The 16,596-nt window shown below is 34.5% G+C and carries 16 protein-coding genes; 9 read left to right on the top strand and 7 right to left on the bottom strand.

Features of this window, described 5'->3' with window-relative positions; all coding sequences use genetic code 11:
* Nucleotides 1-74 precede the first annotated feature (74 nt).
* Together VBZ51_RS11655 and VBZ51_RS11650 are read left to right on the top strand one after the other, a co-directional pair.
* Nucleotides 75-563, top strand: coding sequence for an RNA polymerase sigma factor (locus VBZ51_RS11655; RefSeq protein WP_058102713.1), 489 nt, complete (start codon nt 75-77; stop codon nt 561-563).
* A 3-nt stretch (nt 564-566) separates the two neighbouring features.
* Nucleotides 567-1,166, top strand: a complete 600-nt coding sequence (locus VBZ51_RS11650; RefSeq protein ID WP_210707054.1) for a hypothetical protein — start codon at nt 567-569, stop codon at nt 1,164-1,166.
* 5 nt (nt 1,167-1,171) lie between these two features.
* Here the strand turns inward: VBZ51_RS11650 and VBZ51_RS11645 are convergent, their stop codons facing one another.
* Nucleotides 1,172-1,801 carry a GntR family transcriptional regulator gene (locus VBZ51_RS11645; protein WP_058102715.1) on the bottom strand — a complete coding sequence of 210 codons (630 nt, stop codon included), beginning with the start codon at nt 1,799-1,801 and terminating at the stop codon, nt 1,172-1,174.
* 151 nt (nt 1,802-1,952) lie between these two features.
* On the opposite strand from VBZ51_RS11645, the gene VBZ51_RS11640 reads away from it, so the two are divergent.
* The 3 genes from VBZ51_RS11640 to VBZ51_RS11630 all read left to right on the top strand — a co-directional run bounded on the left by VBZ51_RS11640 (nt 1,953) and on the right by VBZ51_RS11630 (nt 5,810).
* A complete protein-coding gene (locus VBZ51_RS11640; RefSeq protein ID WP_416577031.1) occupies nt 1,953-2,735 on the top strand; it encodes a hypothetical protein in 783 nt (260 codons plus the stop codon).
* 1,650 nt (nt 2,736-4,385) lie between these two features.
* Complete coding sequence (locus tag VBZ51_RS11635) at nt 4,386-4,844, top strand: cold-shock protein (protein WP_416577030.1); 459 nt, start codon at nt 4,386-4,388, stop codon at nt 4,842-4,844.
* Nucleotides 4,845-4,862: 18 nt separating this feature from the next.
* Nucleotides 4,863-5,810, top strand: a complete 948-nt coding sequence (locus tag VBZ51_RS11630) for an EamA family transporter (protein ID WP_210707056.1) — start codon at nt 4,863-4,865, stop codon at nt 5,808-5,810.
* Here the strand turns inward: VBZ51_RS11630 and VBZ51_RS11625 are convergent.
* Entirely contained in the window at nt 5,791-6,375 is a 585-nt protein-coding gene (locus VBZ51_RS11625) for a pseudouridine synthase (protein WP_416577029.1), read from the bottom strand. The genes VBZ51_RS11630 and VBZ51_RS11625 overlap by 20 nt on opposite strands.
* Nucleotides 6,376-6,495: 120 nt before the next feature.
* On the opposite strand from VBZ51_RS11625, the gene VBZ51_RS11620 reads away from it, so the two are divergent.
* On the top strand, nt 6,496-8,049 hold the full coding sequence (locus tag VBZ51_RS11620; RefSeq protein WP_058102719.1) for a DEAD/DEAH box helicase: 1,554 nt from the start codon (nt 6,496-6,498) through the stop codon (nt 8,047-8,049).
* A 63-nt stretch (nt 8,050-8,112) separates the two neighbouring features.
* Here the strand turns inward: VBZ51_RS11620 and VBZ51_RS11615 are convergent, their stop codons facing one another.
* From VBZ51_RS11615 to VBZ51_RS11600, 4 genes are all read right to left on the bottom strand, one after another.
* Nucleotides 8,113-8,499, bottom strand: coding sequence for a hypothetical protein (locus VBZ51_RS11615; RefSeq protein ID WP_058102720.1), 387 nt, complete (start codon nt 8,497-8,499; stop codon nt 8,113-8,115).
* 62 nt (nt 8,500-8,561) lie between these two features.
* Nucleotides 8,562-9,095, bottom strand: coding sequence for a carboxymuconolactone decarboxylase family protein (locus VBZ51_RS11610; protein ID WP_058102721.1), 534 nt, complete (start codon nt 9,093-9,095; stop codon nt 8,562-8,564).
* Between the two features lie 378 nt (nt 9,096-9,473).
* Complete coding sequence (locus tag VBZ51_RS11605) at nt 9,474-10,316, bottom strand: helix-turn-helix domain-containing protein (RefSeq protein ID WP_416577028.1); 843 nt, start codon at nt 10,314-10,316, stop codon at nt 9,474-9,476.
* 80 nt (nt 10,317-10,396) lie between these two features.
* Complete coding sequence (locus VBZ51_RS11600; protein WP_416577197.1) at nt 10,397-12,604, bottom strand: TonB-dependent receptor plug domain-containing protein; 2,208 nt, start codon at nt 12,602-12,604, stop codon at nt 10,397-10,399.
* Between the two features lie 256 nt (nt 12,605-12,860).
* Between VBZ51_RS11600 and VBZ51_RS11595 the strand changes: the two genes are divergently transcribed.
* A complete protein-coding gene (locus VBZ51_RS11595; protein ID WP_416577027.1) occupies nt 12,861-13,970 on the top strand; it encodes an alkene reductase in 1,110 nt (369 codons plus the stop codon).
* Nucleotides 13,971-14,024: 54 nt separating this feature from the next.
* Here VBZ51_RS11595 and VBZ51_RS11590 read toward each other — a convergent pair whose 3' ends face one another.
* Nucleotides 14,025-14,312: a hypothetical protein gene (locus VBZ51_RS11590; RefSeq protein ID WP_416577026.1), complete on the bottom strand. Its 288-nt coding sequence runs from the start codon at nt 14,310-14,312 to the stop codon at nt 14,025-14,027.
* Nucleotides 14,313-14,504: 192 nt separating this feature from the next.
* Between VBZ51_RS11590 and VBZ51_RS11585 the strand changes: the two genes are divergently transcribed.
* The gene (locus VBZ51_RS11585; protein ID WP_058104233.1) at nt 14,505-15,134 is read left to right on the top strand and encodes an SDR family oxidoreductase; all 630 of its coding nucleotides are present in this window, start codon (nt 14,505-14,507) and stop codon (nt 15,132-15,134) included.
* 243 nt (nt 15,135-15,377) lie between these two features.
* On the top strand, nt 15,378-16,565 hold the full coding sequence (locus tag VBZ51_RS11580) for a PQQ-dependent sugar dehydrogenase (RefSeq protein ID WP_210707063.1): 1,188 nt from the start codon (nt 15,378-15,380) through the stop codon (nt 16,563-16,565).
* Nucleotides 16,566-16,596: the final 31 nt, after the last annotated feature.

The raw sequence follows: 16,596 nt of genomic DNA, 5'->3' as shown, positions 1-16,596 counted from the left end.
TTTAAAAAAGAATTTACCTGAAAGTGTGACAAATGGGAAAATCAACATACTAATGGGGAAATAAGTTTTAAGAGATGCAGAAAGAAGCGGTCTTCACAAATTTAATACGAGAACATCAAGGGCTTTTGTACAAGGTGACTTCAATTTATACTGATAATAAGGAAGACCAAGAAGATCTTTTTCAAGAAGTGGTATTTCAACTTTGGAAATATTTTGATTCGTTTCGTAATGATGCCAAAATAACAACTTGGATGTATCGCGTGGCAATGAATACATCTATCACATTTATAAAAAAGAAAAAGAGACGACCAGATTCCGTTTCAGTTGCTGAAGTCTTTATTAACGAATCTGATACCCATAATGAAGTTTTTGAAGAACGATTACGGTTACTTTATCAGCATCTAAAACACCTGAATACATTAGAAAAGGGACTCATTTTTCTATTGCTAGAAGGCAAAAGTTATAATGAAATAGCACAGATTACGGGCTTGAGTGCAAGTAATGTGGGTACAAAAATATCTCGAGTAAAGAAAAAATTAAAAACGAACATGACAAATAAATAAATCATGGAATTAGAAGAACTACAATCCGCTTGGACAAAAATGAGCGATGAATTAGATCAACAAAAAAAATTAACGAACAAAATCATATTAGACATGACAAAACAGAAATATCAGAACAAATTCACTACCATTACCAAATATGAATCTTTAGGCGCATTGGTATGTTTCGCAATCGCATTATTTGTAATCTTTAACTTTAACAAATTAGATACTTGGTATTTGCAGGCATGTGGGGCATTTACGCTCTTGTTTTTAATTGTATTGCCGGTTTCAGTGTTATCAACCCTTAAAAAAATCAAGAATATCGATATTCTAAATGGATCTTACAAAGAGAATCTTAAAGTTTACGTGCATACAAAAAATAGATTGCTCAGGTTGCAACAGATCGGAATTGTGGTTGGTTTTATTGGCTTATTTTTCATTGTGCCGGTAACCTCAAAAATAATTTCCAACAAGAACGTTTTTCTAAATAGTTTAAAAACGGAACAAATTATTACTTTGACTATAACATTAGTTGCTATGGCTTTTTTCTGTAATTGGGCATACAAAGGGTATAAAAAGATTACAAGATCTGCACAAGAGCTTTTACAGGATTTGGAGTAAGCGAATTATTCGGTAAGCTTCTTTTGAATATAATTTAAAATCAGCATCCAATTCATTTTTAGTAGGAGAGAGGCGGTTGGCACATTATCATCGGCAATGGCAGAAATAATGGCTTCATGCTGATTGTCAGATTTATTATAAAAAAAATCGTCATTGGTGAAAGCATGTTCATAGAAAAAAAGACGAGTTTTGAGGTCATTTAGTATTTTGAGCGCTAACTCGTTTTTGTATCCTTTGGTAAGTAATCTATGAAATTCCAAATCGGCTTGAATTCTATCAAGGGCATTGGTGGCATTTTCAAAAACTTCTTGTTGCGCTTTCAATTTAATAATATGCTCTTCATTAAACTCTGAGTTTTCAATAGCCATAACCTCTAAATTGGCTACCAATTCATAGAGATCTTCAGCTTCCTCTACATCTAGTTCAGCTATAATAAACCCTCTATTTGGCACAGCTTTAATTATCCTTGACTGCTGTAATTGTGTAAGTGCTTCACGTATTGGGGTTACACTCACTTTTAAATGTCTTGACAAGGCTGCTAAATTGATTGTTTTTCCGGTCTTAAGATTACCTGTAATCATTTCGGAAAGTAAATAATCTCGTACTTGGTCCCTTAAATTCATTCTAACAATCATGTATCAAATATAATATATCGTATACGATTAAAACTAATGTTTAACTTCATTATTGCCATTCAATGCACTTACTAGCTGCTAATGTGTAACATAGCCATACTATACAGACTATTTTTTCGTTTTATCCACACAACCCTACAATTAAACAAACATGAAAAATCTAACATCTTATTTAAAAAAAGGAATTCTACTTACGGGAATATTGTGCATGGCATATAGCTGTAGTGATGACGACACTACCGCCCAGGATGTAACACTATCCCAAACAGAACTTAAAGCAGTTCTAGAAACCGATGAAATTATTGGTGATATTGATCTTGCTTTATTTGAGCTATCTTCTAACGACAGCAGTACCGGCAAAACTTCAAATAATGATTGCTACAGTGCAGTATATTCAGACACGGGCTATGTTGCAACATTCAATAATTGTGTATTGAACGGAACTGATAATGTTAATGGCACTTTAAACGTTACTTATGACCAACAAGGAGAAACAAGCTCTTTTACAGCTAGTTATGTTGACTTTTATGTAGGAAAAATTAAAATAAATGGAACCAGATCATTCACGTTCAGCACAAATTCAGATGATAGCGCTATAACTTTTGAGGTTACTAGCGATATGACGGTAGAAATGGAAGATGGTTCTATAATTGCTGACAGCGGAACCAAATCTACCACTATTGCATTCAACGATAGTAGTACGTATAGTATTGAAGGTAATTGGACCGTAGTTTTTGAAGGTAATACCTATAATGTAAACGTAAACAGTGCATTAACAAGTGAATTATCTTGTGCTTATGTTTCTAGCGGAGATATGGATGTTTCTAAAAACGGACTCTCAGTAAATGTACATTTTGGTGATGGCACTTGTGATGATATTGCAACACTTACATACCCTAATGGAGTAGAGGAAGAAATTACTTTAGAGGATTAAATAAAATAATGAAAATGAAAAGGGATAAGACTTTTAGGTCTTATCCCTTTTTTTTTTAGCTAACTCAAAAAATTCTTAATGTGTAAACTGTCTACTTGCTACCCATTGCACTCTTTTACTGGTTTTAAAGCTTGAAAAGAATGTGTTTCTCCTTGTTTCCGTTGGTGTATTTCTGATAAAAGTTCTCATGATGTTCGTTTTTAAATCTGGTGAATAGTCAGATTGATTAATGATCGATTGTTTTTTTGATTTGATGTGTGATGAATATTAATGAGTAAACTGTCTACTTGCTACCCATTGCACTCTTTTACTGGCTTTAAAGCTTGAAAAGAAAGTGTTTCTTCTTGTTTCCGTTGGTGTATTTCTGATAAAAGTTCTCATGATGTTCGTTTTTAGATCTGGTGATTAGTCAGATTGATTAATGATTGATTGTTTTTTAATTTGATGTGTGATGATATTAATGTGTAAACTGCCTACTTGCTACCCATTGTACCCTTTTACTGGCTTTAAAACTTGAAAAGAAGGTGTTTCTCCTTGTTTCCGTTGGTGTATTTCTGATAAAAGTTCTCATGATGTTCGTTTTTAGATCTGGTGATTAGTCAGATTGATTAATGATCGATTGTTTTTTGATGTGATGTGTTATGAATATTAATGAGTAAACTGTCTACTTGCTACCCATTGCACTCTTTTACTGGCTTTAAAGGTTGAAAAGAATGTGTTTCTTCTTGTTTCCGTTGGTGTATTTCTGATAAAAGTTCTCATGATGTTCGTTTTTAAATCTGGTGATTAGTCAGATTGATTAATGATCGATTGTTTTTTGATGTGATGTGTGATGAACGTTAATGTGTAAACTGTCTACTTGCTACCCATTGCACTCTTTTACTGGCTTTAAAGCTTGAAAAGAATGTGTTTCTTCTTGTTTCCGTTGGTGTATTTCTGATAAAAGTTCTCATGATGTTCGTTTTTAGATCTGGTGATTAGTCAGATTGATTAATGATCGATTGTTTTTTGATTTGATGTGTGATGAATATTAATGAGTAAACTGTCTACTTGCTACCCATTGTACGCGCTTACTATTTCTAAAAGCGGTTAAAAAAATATTTCGTCTAGATTCTGTTGGTGTATTTTTAATAAAAGTTCTCATGATATATTGTTTTTAATTGATGAATAATAATTCTGTTATACTTACAAGACGACCATAAATATATTTTGTTACAGTACTATGCATAAAAAGGTACTATTTTTAACAAATTAAACTTTTGAAAATCAATTAAAATTCTGATTCACAATATTTTATATTATTTTATAAAAATTAAATTTTAACAAAATATTGAATGAAATAGAATAACGGTGTATCAGAATTAAAAATTATAAGGTTCTAAAATGGAAAAAGAATAGGAGTAATGTATCTTACATATTGAAATTAATCTTAAGTCTTTCAAAACTTTGATAGTTTGAGCGCCACTAATGCTAAATAATTGAAATACAAATCATATCTTTGTAGAACTTTAGAGGGATGCAACTAATATCTGCAATGACCTTACAACAAATGACATCGTAGTTAACCCATAAGCTTTCCTTCGGTTATCAACGTCACTACGTATTTCAACCCCTTTACAGTAAAATCTATTATTATCATTAAAATTACGAATGGCAAAATCGCAACAAACATTTAATAAAACTGAAAAAGAAAAAAAACGCTTAAAGAAGCGTGAAGAGAAGAAGAAAAAAATGCTAGCCCGTAAAGCGGCAGCAAAAGAAAATGGTACTTCGGGTATTCCTCTTGCTTATGTAGATTTCAATGGAAATTTGGTAGACACTCCGCCAGATCCAGCAATGAAGGTTGAAATAGAAGCGGAAGACATTGTACTGGGTATACCAAAGAAAGAAGAAGGTGATGTTGAAGAATTTGATCCGGTAAGAAACGGTAAAGTTTCTTTCTTTGATACCACTAAAGGATTTGGTTTCATTATCGATGCTGAAAACAACGAGAAATATTTTGTTCACGTTAGCGGATTGGTTGATGAAATCATGGAAAACGACAAGGTTTCTTACGAATTAGAAAAAGGCATGAAAGGCATGAACGCCGTTCGTGTTAAAAAAATCTAGCATTCTCAATAACATTCAATGGCAAAAATGCAGCGTAATACCTTATTGGTGATTCTGTCATTTTTTGCCATTTATTTTATTTGGGGCTCTACCTATTTATGGAATAAAATTGCCGTAACTGAACTACCCGCCTTTATGCTTGCAGGAATTAGATTTGTTACTGCCGGTAGTTTAATTTTTATCATCTCAAAATTTTTGGGTTTACCCTTAAAAATTTCCAAACAAGAATTCAAAAATACTTTCATAGCAGGTTTTCTATTTCTAACTTTTGGAAATGGGGTAGTAGTATGGGCATTAAAGTTCGTAGATAGCGGGTTTGCAGCGTTAGAAGTTTCTGCCCAACCCTTGGTGGTATTATTAATGATGCGGATAATACAGGGTAAAAAAATACAACCTATGTCTATCATTGGTGTTATTTTGGGCATTATAGGTATATTCTTATTGGTAGGTCAAAAAGAGATCATAGCTCAAGAAGGTGCTGTACTAGGAATGATACTAATTTTTATCTGTATGCTAAGCTGGTCTTACGGTAGTTTGTTTGTTGGTAAGGCCGTACTACCTAAAAATTTCTTTGTAAATACCGGGTATCAAATGCTAACTAGTGGTCTTTCATTAATGATTATAAGTACATTCCTGGGTGAAAAATGGTCTTCACCACTTACCTGGAGTACTCCGGTAATCTGGTCCATGCTACTTTTAATAATCTTTGGTAGTATTATTACATTTACTGCATTTAATTACTTGTTAAGAATTGTTTCCCCAGACAAGGTGGCTACATCAACTTATGTTAACCCCATTGTTGCAATGATACTTGGTTGGTATTTCTTGAACGAGAATATCACCTTGCAATCAGCCATAGCCTCTGTAGTTTTATTAACGGGAGTATACTTTATAAACACCAAAAAAAGTTTGACCATTCTATCTCGCTTTTCAGGTAAGCGAATTCCTAAGAAGATAGTAGAGTAGGGGTAATCTTTAAAACTTGGGACGGTTTCATTTGACCTAAAGAGATATCACCTATTCTTATACGTACCAAACGTACCGTAGGGAAACCTACCGCAGCTGTCATTTTTCGTATTTGTCTGTATTTACCTTCCTTGATCACCATACTGATCCATGATGTTGGTCTATGTCTACCAATGCGCAAAGCAGCTCTTGCTTCTGGTAATATTGGTTCTTCTTTTAAGTAATCCACATCACACGGTAAAGTTTCATACTTTTTACCGAACAACCCAATGACCACACCTTTAGATAATTTATCTATAGCGTCTGTTGTTACTAAACCATCCAATTGCACCAAATACTGTTTTTCTATTCCTGATCTATTGATGTCGTCACTCCATTTTCCATCTGTGGTCATCAGTAACAAACCTTCAGACTTCTCGTCAAGCCTACCCACAGGCATTGTTCCTTCAGGAAAATCAGAAAGTTCACTTAAAAAGCGTTTTTTTCGAAGTTGACGGTCTTCTCCAGAAGTTAATTGACTTAACATGCCAAAAGGTTTATAAACCTTAAAATGGAAATGTTCCATTAAATTTCTGCCTTACAATTAATATTAGTTACAAATGGTCGCAAAAGATACCCTTTTTAACCCATGAATTAGTAATAAACTAGCGAGATTGTTACCTTTGCACACTCCAGAGAAGATTTTATGCAAGAGACAGTTTTTGAACTACAGGACAGAAAGACAGATAAAGAACTTTACAGCTACCAACAAGGAGCAATTCAACAAATATTTGACAAGTTCGATTCAGAACGAGATGATTACCACCTTCTATACCAATTACCAACGGGTGGTGGTAAAACCGTAATTTTCTCGGAAATTGTTCGCCAGTACCTTAAGAACCATAACAAGAAGGTTTTGGTTATGACACACCGTATAGAGTTATGTAACCAAACTTCTACCATGCTTACAAGTTTTGGTGTTGTAAACAAGGTTGTGAACAGTAAGGCAAACCTTGATGACCAAGAGCGTTATAGCTGTTATGTTGCCATGGTTGAAACACTGAACAATAGGTTGAACGATGATCAGTTGGATATTTCTGATGTTGGTTTGGTCATTATTGATGAGGCTCACTATAATTCTTTTACCAAACTATTTAAGTTCTTTGAAAATTCGTTCGTACTTGGAGTTACGGCAACTCCGTTAAGTTCTAACAAGGATTTGCCAATGAACAAGAACTATGATGAACTTATACCTGGTGAAACCATAGAAAATCTTATTGCCAATGACTTTTTGGCAAGAGCAGAAGTGTTTCATTATGACATGGGACTAACTTCATTGGAAATTGGTTCTAACGGTGATTATACCGTTAAATCATCTGCAGATCTTTATACAAGCCCGGCAATGTTGAGCAAGCTTTTAGAAGCTTACACCAAACATTCAAAAGGTAAAAAGACCTTAATTTTCAATAACGGTATTGAAACCTCTATACAAGTTTACCATACCTTTCAAGCTGCAGGTTTAAATATTATGCACCTTGATAATACCGCAACAAAAAAGCAGCGAAAACAAATTTTAAAATGGTTTAAAGAAACACCGGATGCCATATTAACTTCGGTTAGTATTTTAACAACTGGTTTTGATGAACCTACGATTGATACTATTATATTGAACAGGGCTACAAAATCTCTTACGCTTTACTATCAAATGATCGGTAGGGGATCTAGGGTCTTGAACAATAAATCCAAATTCACGGTAATCGACTTAGGTAACAACCTATATCGTTTTGGACCTTGGGGCGCAGATTTAGATTGGGGTGCAATTTTTAAATCGCCCAATTTCTACATGGATCGCATACGTGATGATGAAGATATTGAGAGCGATTTTAAACTTGAACTTTCAGATGAAGTCAAAGCTGAGTTCAAAAACTCCAAAGAAACCTATTTTGATATTAAGGAAACTTACGAAACTGCAACATTTGCAGGGGAATCTTCTAAAGTAGTTCTTGAACGATCTATAGCTCAACACGCATACATTTGTATTGAAAACAGTGAAGATGTCTATGATGCCATAGCATTGGCAAAGCTATTAAAAGAAGATATTGATAATAGAATTCACGTTTACGGAAAATGTATTAGCAAAAGCACCTATAACTTTTTAAGTTGGCTAAAAGATGATTATCAAAAGAAACTAAATGCTTATTTACGTGAGAATTTTGATTCTGTTTTTGAAGATATACATGGTCACCCGCCAGAAGATTAAAATTATAACTTATAAAAAAGGGCTATTCTTACGAATAGCCCTTTTTCATTGCAAAACTTAACCTTATTCTACGATAAGACTATATTGTGGCGTTGGATTTAAAGGGCAGAAATATACATATTCACCTTTTTCTAATTTAGTTTCTTTAGAATGACCAACCGTGTTGTTCTTAACCGCTGCAGTTACGTATGCAGTTTGAATGTGGTTCTCTGGTTTTGAAGCATCTTTTCCTTTTTTTACTAAAACCAAACCTACATCTTTACCCACATTATTGTTGGCAACGTCAAAAATATAAGTGCCTTCGCTAACAGTGATAGATTTTTGGGTGAATTCCCCTGTTGTTTGCTCTAAGGCAATTTTCTTAACTGGCTGCTTCATCATTTTGTCTTGTGCATTTGCGTTGAATGAAAATGCCAATACGATAACTAAAATTGATAATACTCTTTTCATGTTTTTAAAATTTAGTGTGGGTTTCCCCGTTTTAATGATTAATAATTATTATTTGTAATTGTTTATAAAGATGGTGCTACAGGAAAATCAACCGGAACCTGTGTAGTACTGTGTATATAGTTGGAAATTGTTTTATCACCAACCAATGATATTGTATCTATTAAATTGGCTTTTGTATAACCTGCCGCAAAATAATCGTTCAATACGTCCTCATCAGTGCGACCTCTATTTTCAGTAATATTCTTCGCTAATTTTGCAAGTGCATTTAATTTAGTGTCAAAAGAGGCTTTTCCTGCTCTAAGCTCTAAAATTTGTTCATCTGTAAAACCGTTCATTTTACCAATGGCTGTATGTGCCGATAAACAGTAAATACAATTGTTAACTTGGCTTACCGCTAAATTGACAACTTCTTTCTCCTTAGCTGATAATGAAGTTTTGGCATTGGCAAAATTCAAGTAGTTTTCTAATGCGGTATCACTATTGGCATATGTGGCATATAAATTAGGAACAAAGCCCAATGCTTTTTCCAAATTATCGAAAATACCTTGATTTTTCTCGCTTACTTCTTCTCTTGTTGGTACATTAAATGTGCTCATATTATTATTTTTTTAAATTGAATTTATTATGTTATTAATCTTGTACAAAGGTAAATTGGTGAAGTAGTTATGGTCATGTTTGAAATTCCCATTGACATGTCAATTTTTCCCTCAAAGCAATGAATTGAATACTCGGGCCAGTTTTGAGGAATTATCAGAATCACAATAATAGTCCGATAAATGATTGTGCTTACAATGCTCTTTCACATTGATTGCATTAGACGCGTCTATCCTTTTAGATGTAAATATTTCTATTAAATTAAAAATTGATTTGTGTTTTAAGTTCATGTCTTTACTGTTTTAATTCTACAGTACAAAGATCATCTTTAAGTGAAACTTAAAACGGGCTATTTTACCCTAGTAGTTGTCAATTTTTCCCTAAACGGCTTTTGCCAGTTGTTTCTTAAATTGAGAAGGAGAGAGGCTTGTCAATTTTTTAAATAGCCTACTTAGATGAGATGCATCTTCAAAACCAATTTCATAAGCAATTTCCTTTGCTGTTTTATCGGTATAAATAAGTAGTCTTTTAGCCTCAAGAACTATACGTTCATGTATTATTTGTAAAGGAGTAGTATTGAATTTTGCAAAGGTATTTGAAAGGGTCTTAGGAGATTTAAATAACTTATCCGCGTAAAAAGAGACTGAATGCTCCTCTTTAAAATGGGCTTCTACCAACAAATTAAATGACCTTAGCAAATCTAGCTTTACATCACTGGCAGCACTTCCAAATCCTTCTTTTGCCTTAAGCAGCCTTGTGCTCATTATCATAAAGCGAGCCATTAGCATGCGTAGCATTTCGGCTTGTATCGTATCTTCCGTATTTAATTCATCTACAAAAACCTCATGAAGGGTATTAAACTTTCGTTGTTCATTTTCTCCTAAATCTATTAATGGAAAATGTGCATTGCTAAAAAATAACAACCCAGCACAACTTACTTCTTGGTCATGGTCTTTAATGCAATAAAACTCTCTATTGAACTGATAAACAATTAAATCTTTACCCTCAACAAAATGAATAAATTGAATTGGTGTCAACGCAAGCAGACTATGCTCTGAAATGATATATGGTATGCCATCTACCTCAATAGTGGCTTTATTACTTTTAGTTCTAATAAAAATATAGAGTCCGGCTTGTTTTGGTTTTCCGTAATTCTCCAACAAAGCTTCATTACCAATTTTTAGTAATCCGCCAGTACTAAAATCCTTAAAAACTTCTTGCATGAAGTCTTGGTCTTAAAAAAGGTTGATACATTACACTGGTATTGCATCAACCTTTTCAAAAATATAGAAATAGCACTTCTTTAAAACCTCACGGAAACCTTTCCTCTTAAGTAAAATGGAGTACCGGGAGTAAAATGAATTTCCTCTACAGATGCAGTTTCATTGAACAATCTGCTTTCTGTAGCAAATTGGGTCTCGTTCCATTCGGTATCAAATAAATTCTCTATTATCAAACCCAATGTCCAGTTTTTTATATGATAGTTAAGGTTCATATCGGTTACAAAGTAACCTTCAGCTACAATGCTATTGTCTTCATTTGCTGCTCTATCACCTAAATAACGATAGTTTAAAGCACCAGAGAATTTTCCTAAATCCGTTACCGATAAACCACCTACTGAAGTAAAATCCGGAGCAAGAGGTATATAATCTTCCCCATCAAGTTCTTCAGTGCTTCTAGCGTAGGTATAATTGATATCATTATAAAGATACAGCCAATCTAACACCTGGTAACGAGCACCTAGTTCAACACCTAACCTACGAGTCTTGCCACTTGGTTCAACAATACCAGCGTCACCTACATAAACAAATTCCTGGTCTAATAACAGCCCCCATAAGGTAGCGTTCAGCACAAGTTTATCCGTAGGTTTAATTATAGTACCTAAATCTGCACCGTAAGCGGTTGGCAATATATCCCTACCTTCATTTGCAGTGACTACTCGAGTATCGTTAGAATGAAATCCTAGACCCGTTTTCAAAAACACTTGCCAATTTCTATTTACGGTATACAATGTATTTAGTTTTGGACTCACTTTTGCCTTACTTTCACTTTTGTTGTCATAAAGCTCGCTTAGTTTGTTTTCATAATCGAAGTTGAAATAATCTAAGCGTACAGAAGGATTAAAAGTCCAATTACCTGTTTTATATTCCCCGTCAACAAATCCGTAAAAATTGGTTTCATCTACATCGCCAAAAGCAAACTGCTCAAGGGTGGTTTTTCTGTTTAATGTATGTGACAGAGTTACATCATCTACATTGTCATACCTAAACCCGCCACCTGCAGAATACTTAAAAGTATCATCTTTACCCACAGCAATGTTAATCTGTTCAAAAATAGTTTCGGCACCCATAATGGTCCTATCTTCAAATTGACGAATTTGATCTCCGTTGACCGGATCATCCAAAAAGAATGTAAAATTTGAAAACAACTCAAAATCATATTTACTTATAAAAGCCCTTGTTTTCAAAAATTGGTCTTCACCCAAGAATTTTACATGGTTCAACATTAAGTTGGTTCTACTGGTTTGACCACCTTCAGTATCATCAATTGCACCAAATCTACCTATTAGGTTTTGATCCACCGCTCTTTGAGGTATTTGACCAGAAGCATCCCATTTACTTTGAAAATGCGAAGCGGTCAAAGTCAATTCTTCATTTCCTATATCTTTATAATTATAGCGTCCTAGAATATTAATTCTATTAAAGTTTTGAGGAGAATCAAAAGGTCCGTCCGTAAGATAGACTTCAGAAGCTAAATAAGCATTACTTTTACTACTTTCCAAAACTTTAAAAAGTCCAACAAATCTATTGGTATTGAACTGTCCGGATTCATAAGAAACCATGCTTTGATCTATACTTTTCTTCAGACTTAAATCAACATACCCGGCAGTATTAAAATTTCCTTTATCGGCATAATACAAGCCTTTTCCAAAATTTATATTATTAATGGTTTCAGGAATAACAAAGTGTAGATCTGCATAACCTTGCCCATGCGCATGCGAGACCATGTTTACCGGCATACCATCAACGCTAATGGCTACATCCGTTCCATGATCTATGTCAAATCCTCTTAAAAATATTTGCTCGGCCTTACCTCCACCGGCATGCTGTCCTATTAATAATCCAGGAACTTTACGTAAAATCTCTTGTGAAGATTTCACCGGATCGTTCTGTACATCAATGTTCACTATTCTACTCATAGCATCAACTTTTGATACGACTACCACCTGATCCAAATTTATGCTAGACTCCTCTAAAGCAATTTGCACTCCTTCATTAACATGTTGGGGCTGTATGACCAATACATAAGTTTTATATCCTAGGTTAGAAAAGTAAACCGAATCGTTCACTGTTGTTGAAGGAAGTGAGAATGATCCTGATAAATTGGTATGGCTATGTTGCCCGGTCGTCTGATTAAAAATACCAACATTTTCTAATGCAAGACCTTCTTTATCCGTTACTTTTCCCTTTAGGTTTTGTGCTGTCGCACTGGTTATTACACCAAATATCATAAATAGGCTCAACAGTTTTAAAGCCCTTTTACTGCTAGAATTCATAAAGTTGTTTTTAGAAAGATTGTTTTCAATGATACTTACGACAAAAAACAAGGAAGGTTTTAATTATTTATAGAAAGGCAAAAATAATGGTTATATAAAGCTCTGCAACCTAATTACGCTTTATGACATTTTTTTCACGATAAGAGTCAATTTTTTCTATGAATAAAACAAAACTTTGAAGAGGATTTAAACACTACTAGAAATTAGTTTTATGAAAAAACAAGCATTGTTAATACCATACAATAAGAATATTGCATTAGATAATAGAATTGTTATGGCCCCTATGACCAGAAGCAGGGCCACAAATGAAGAAAACAAACCAACAGAAGATTTACATGTGCCGTATTATAAACAAAGGGCATCTGCCGGATTGATCATTACAGAAGGCTCACAAGTTTCTAAACAGGCGGTTGGCTATGTGAATACGCCTGGCATCTACTCTCAAGAGCAGGTAGAGGCATGGAGCAAAGTCACTAAAGAAGTTCATGATAATGGAGGAAAGATTTTTATTCAGTTGTGGCATGTAGGGCGTATGTCTCACCCGGATTTTCATGATGGCGATTTACCTTTAGCTCCTTCTGCAATTAACCCCAATGCAAAAAGCTACACCCCTAATGGTTTTAAAGATACCGTAACCCCTAAAGCAATGAGCATTGATGAAATAAAACAAACGGTCAGTGACTTTAAAAATGCTGCTAAAAATGCAATAGATGCAGGTTTTGATGGCGTAGAAATACATTCATCTAACGGATACTTATTTCATCAATTTTTTAACGGCACATCTAATCATAGAACAGACGAATATGGAGGAAACATTGAAAATAGAACCCGGTTCTTTTTTGAAGTTTTGGATGCCATTAAAGAAGTGGTGCCCCAACAAAAAATAGGAGCAAGATTTAATCCTTCTTTAGATGGCCTGTTTGGTATTACAATGGACGAGGAAACCATACCAACTTTTGAATACATCATAAAAAGGTTAAATGATTATGATCTAGCCTACATTCATTTGTCCGAGCCATTTACAGATGTTTCCAACATACCCTATGCAGTACAGCATATTGCCGCGCATTTTAGACCATTGTACACCGGTACATTAATGATAAACTCTAATTTTGACAGGGAATCTGGCAACAAAATAATTGAAGACGGCAATGCTGATTTGGTTGCCTTTGGCAAACTATTTATATCTAACCCAGATTTGGTAGAGCGATTCAAGAATAATTATGAACTAGCCGAATGGAATGAAGATACATTTTACACACCGGGTAGGGAAGGATATCTTGATTACCCAACATACAAGGAAAGTAACATCACTGTTTAGAAAACAAATTAGCCCCATAACAAAAAAAGCAGCCTAAACGGCTGCTTTTCTTTTTTAAACTATATGGTCTGTATTTTGTTCTAAATCTTCATTTTCCGCACCTCCCTGGCTGTACAATTGGTTCTCTTCATCTTTTAAAGAATTTTCAGATTTGCTTTGCGGCAGTTTCCTCCCTGGTACATCTAAATCCTTACCAGCAAAATCGACTTTTCGGTCTCTATCCTTGAGCTGACTATCATCGCCATTATCCGTTCTTGTGTTTTTAGTTTTTTCTCCCAGAGCCTGTAAATCATCCGTGGTAACATCAGAATTATAGGTTGACTTTTTATCTTCAGTTTTCATATATAACATTTTAATAATTGAAATGGTAAGCTACTACTTACATCCACTATTTATTAGCACAAATGCCTTTTATCCTTGCTTTATTATTTAACAGGTATTTTAATATTGACTGTGGGTATTGCATCAATATTTTTGGTTAACGAATTAATACAAATAGGGCATTTTAATCACCTTGCAAGAAAACAAATTGAAATGGAAAATGTATTAGTTGCCGGTGCTAACGGTACTACAGGAAAGAAAATAGTTACACTTTTAAAAAACTCTCAATATTTTGAACCTATTGCAATGGTCAGAAAAAAAGAACAGCAGGAGCAATTTGAGAAAGAGAATATTAAAACGGTTTTGGGTGATTTGGAAAAAGATGTATCACACACCGTAAAAGATATGGACAAAGTCATTTTTGCTGCAGGTTCAGGAGGAAAAAAAGTAGTTGAAGTTGACCAAGAAGGTGCTAAAAATTTAATTGACGCCTCTAAAAACGCGAACATTAAGAAATTTGTAATGCTAAGTTCTATGGGAGCAGATAATCCTGAACAGGCCGAAGATCTAAAGGATTATTTAAAAGCGAAACACAATGCTGATGAATATCTAAAATCTGCCAATATAATGCATACCATAGTAAGACCAGGTTCGTTAACCAATGATGCTGGTACAGGTAAAATTGAATTACAGGATAAATTGAACAAAAAAGGATCGATAACAAGAGATGATGTTGCGCAAACTCTAGTAAGATCATTACATGACGATGCGGCCATTAACAGAACTTTTGAAATTATAGAGGGCGATACGCTAATTTCTAAAGCAATGGATGCCAATTCGTAAAAAAAATAAGTAGGTGGTTGTAAAAAGTCAATCTTAATTCTTTTAAGGTTGGCTTTTTTATTGGCACCATCAAAGGATATAATGCCCCGAAGCTTGCCTCGAATTTAAAAGTTTAATTCCTTTAAGTGCCTCATGGGCTTGCCCTGAGGTGTTTTACTCTTAATAACCTCTATACAAACCATGCAAACATTATATAACTTGAAGAGGTTACGTATCTTCGTATAAAAACCAAATACTCTGAACATGAAAAAAACGTATTTAAAAAGTATAGCAGTACTGGCTATATTACTTTGCATACAGTCTTGTAAAGAAAATAAAAAAGAAAACACCACCACTACCAATAATGAGGTGGAACTTGACAGTACAGATCTAGCCTTGTTAGAACTTAATTTGCCAGAAGGGTTTCAAATTGAAGTTTATGCCAGGGGAGTAGATGGTGCAAGATCAATGGCTATGGGTGATAATGGCACTTTGTTTGTTGGTACCAGAACAGAAAATACCGTCTACGCCATACAAGATACCAACGGTGATTTTAAAGCTGACAATATTATGGTTTTAGATACCATGGAAGTACCAAATGGTATAGCCATGAGAAATGGCGACCTATATGTAGCACAGGTAGGTAGTTTGTGGAAATATCCCAATATAGAAAATCAACTAGGAAATACGCTTGAAAAAGAGTTGATCTATGATGACTACCCAACAGAATTTCATCACGGATGGAAGTATATTGCCTTTGGTCCAGATGACAAATTATATGTACCAGTTGGTGCTCCTTGTAATATTTGTAATCGTACCGAAGAAGATGAGCGTTTTGCAACGATAACCAGAATGGACCCTGATGGAAGCAATCGTGAAATTTATGCCAGAGGAGTAAGGAATTCAGTTGGTTTTACTTGGCACCCCGATACAAAACAAATGTGGTTTACAGATAACGGACGTGATATGCTAGGTGATGATATACCGCCATGCGAATTAAATACCGTTACCGAAGCCGGACAACATTTTGGATACCCTTTTTGCCACGGGGGCATTGTTAAAGATCCTGAATTCGGAGATTTACACCCTTGTTCAGATTTTGTTGATCCCGCCTTACAACTAGATGCACATGTGGCTCCATTAGGAATCAAATTTTACACAGGCAATATGTTTCCTGCTGACTACAAAGGAAAAGCATTTATTGCAGAACATGGTTCTTGGAACAGAAGCAAAAAAGTTGGATATAGAATCATGATGGTCGATATTGAAGATGGCGAAGCAGTAAACAGTGAGCCGTTTATAGATGGTTGGTTAGATGAAGCTGAACAAAAAGCAACAGGCAGACCGGTAGACTTATTACTATTAAAAGATGGTTCAATGTTGATTTCAGATGATTACGGAGATGCTATTTATCGTGTTTCATATAATGAGACCGCATTGGCCAATAACTAAATCCTAAAGAGGTTTTTATATAAAAAGCAGT

The sequence above is a fragment of the Maribacter sp. HS genome (assembly GCF_048059195.1).
Lineage (GTDB): Bacteria > Bacteroidota > Bacteroidia > Flavobacteriales > Flavobacteriaceae > Maribacter > Maribacter dokdonensis.
The sequence above is the reverse complement of the archived record's forward strand: the minus strand, read 5'-3'. Positions and strand labels throughout refer to the sequence as shown.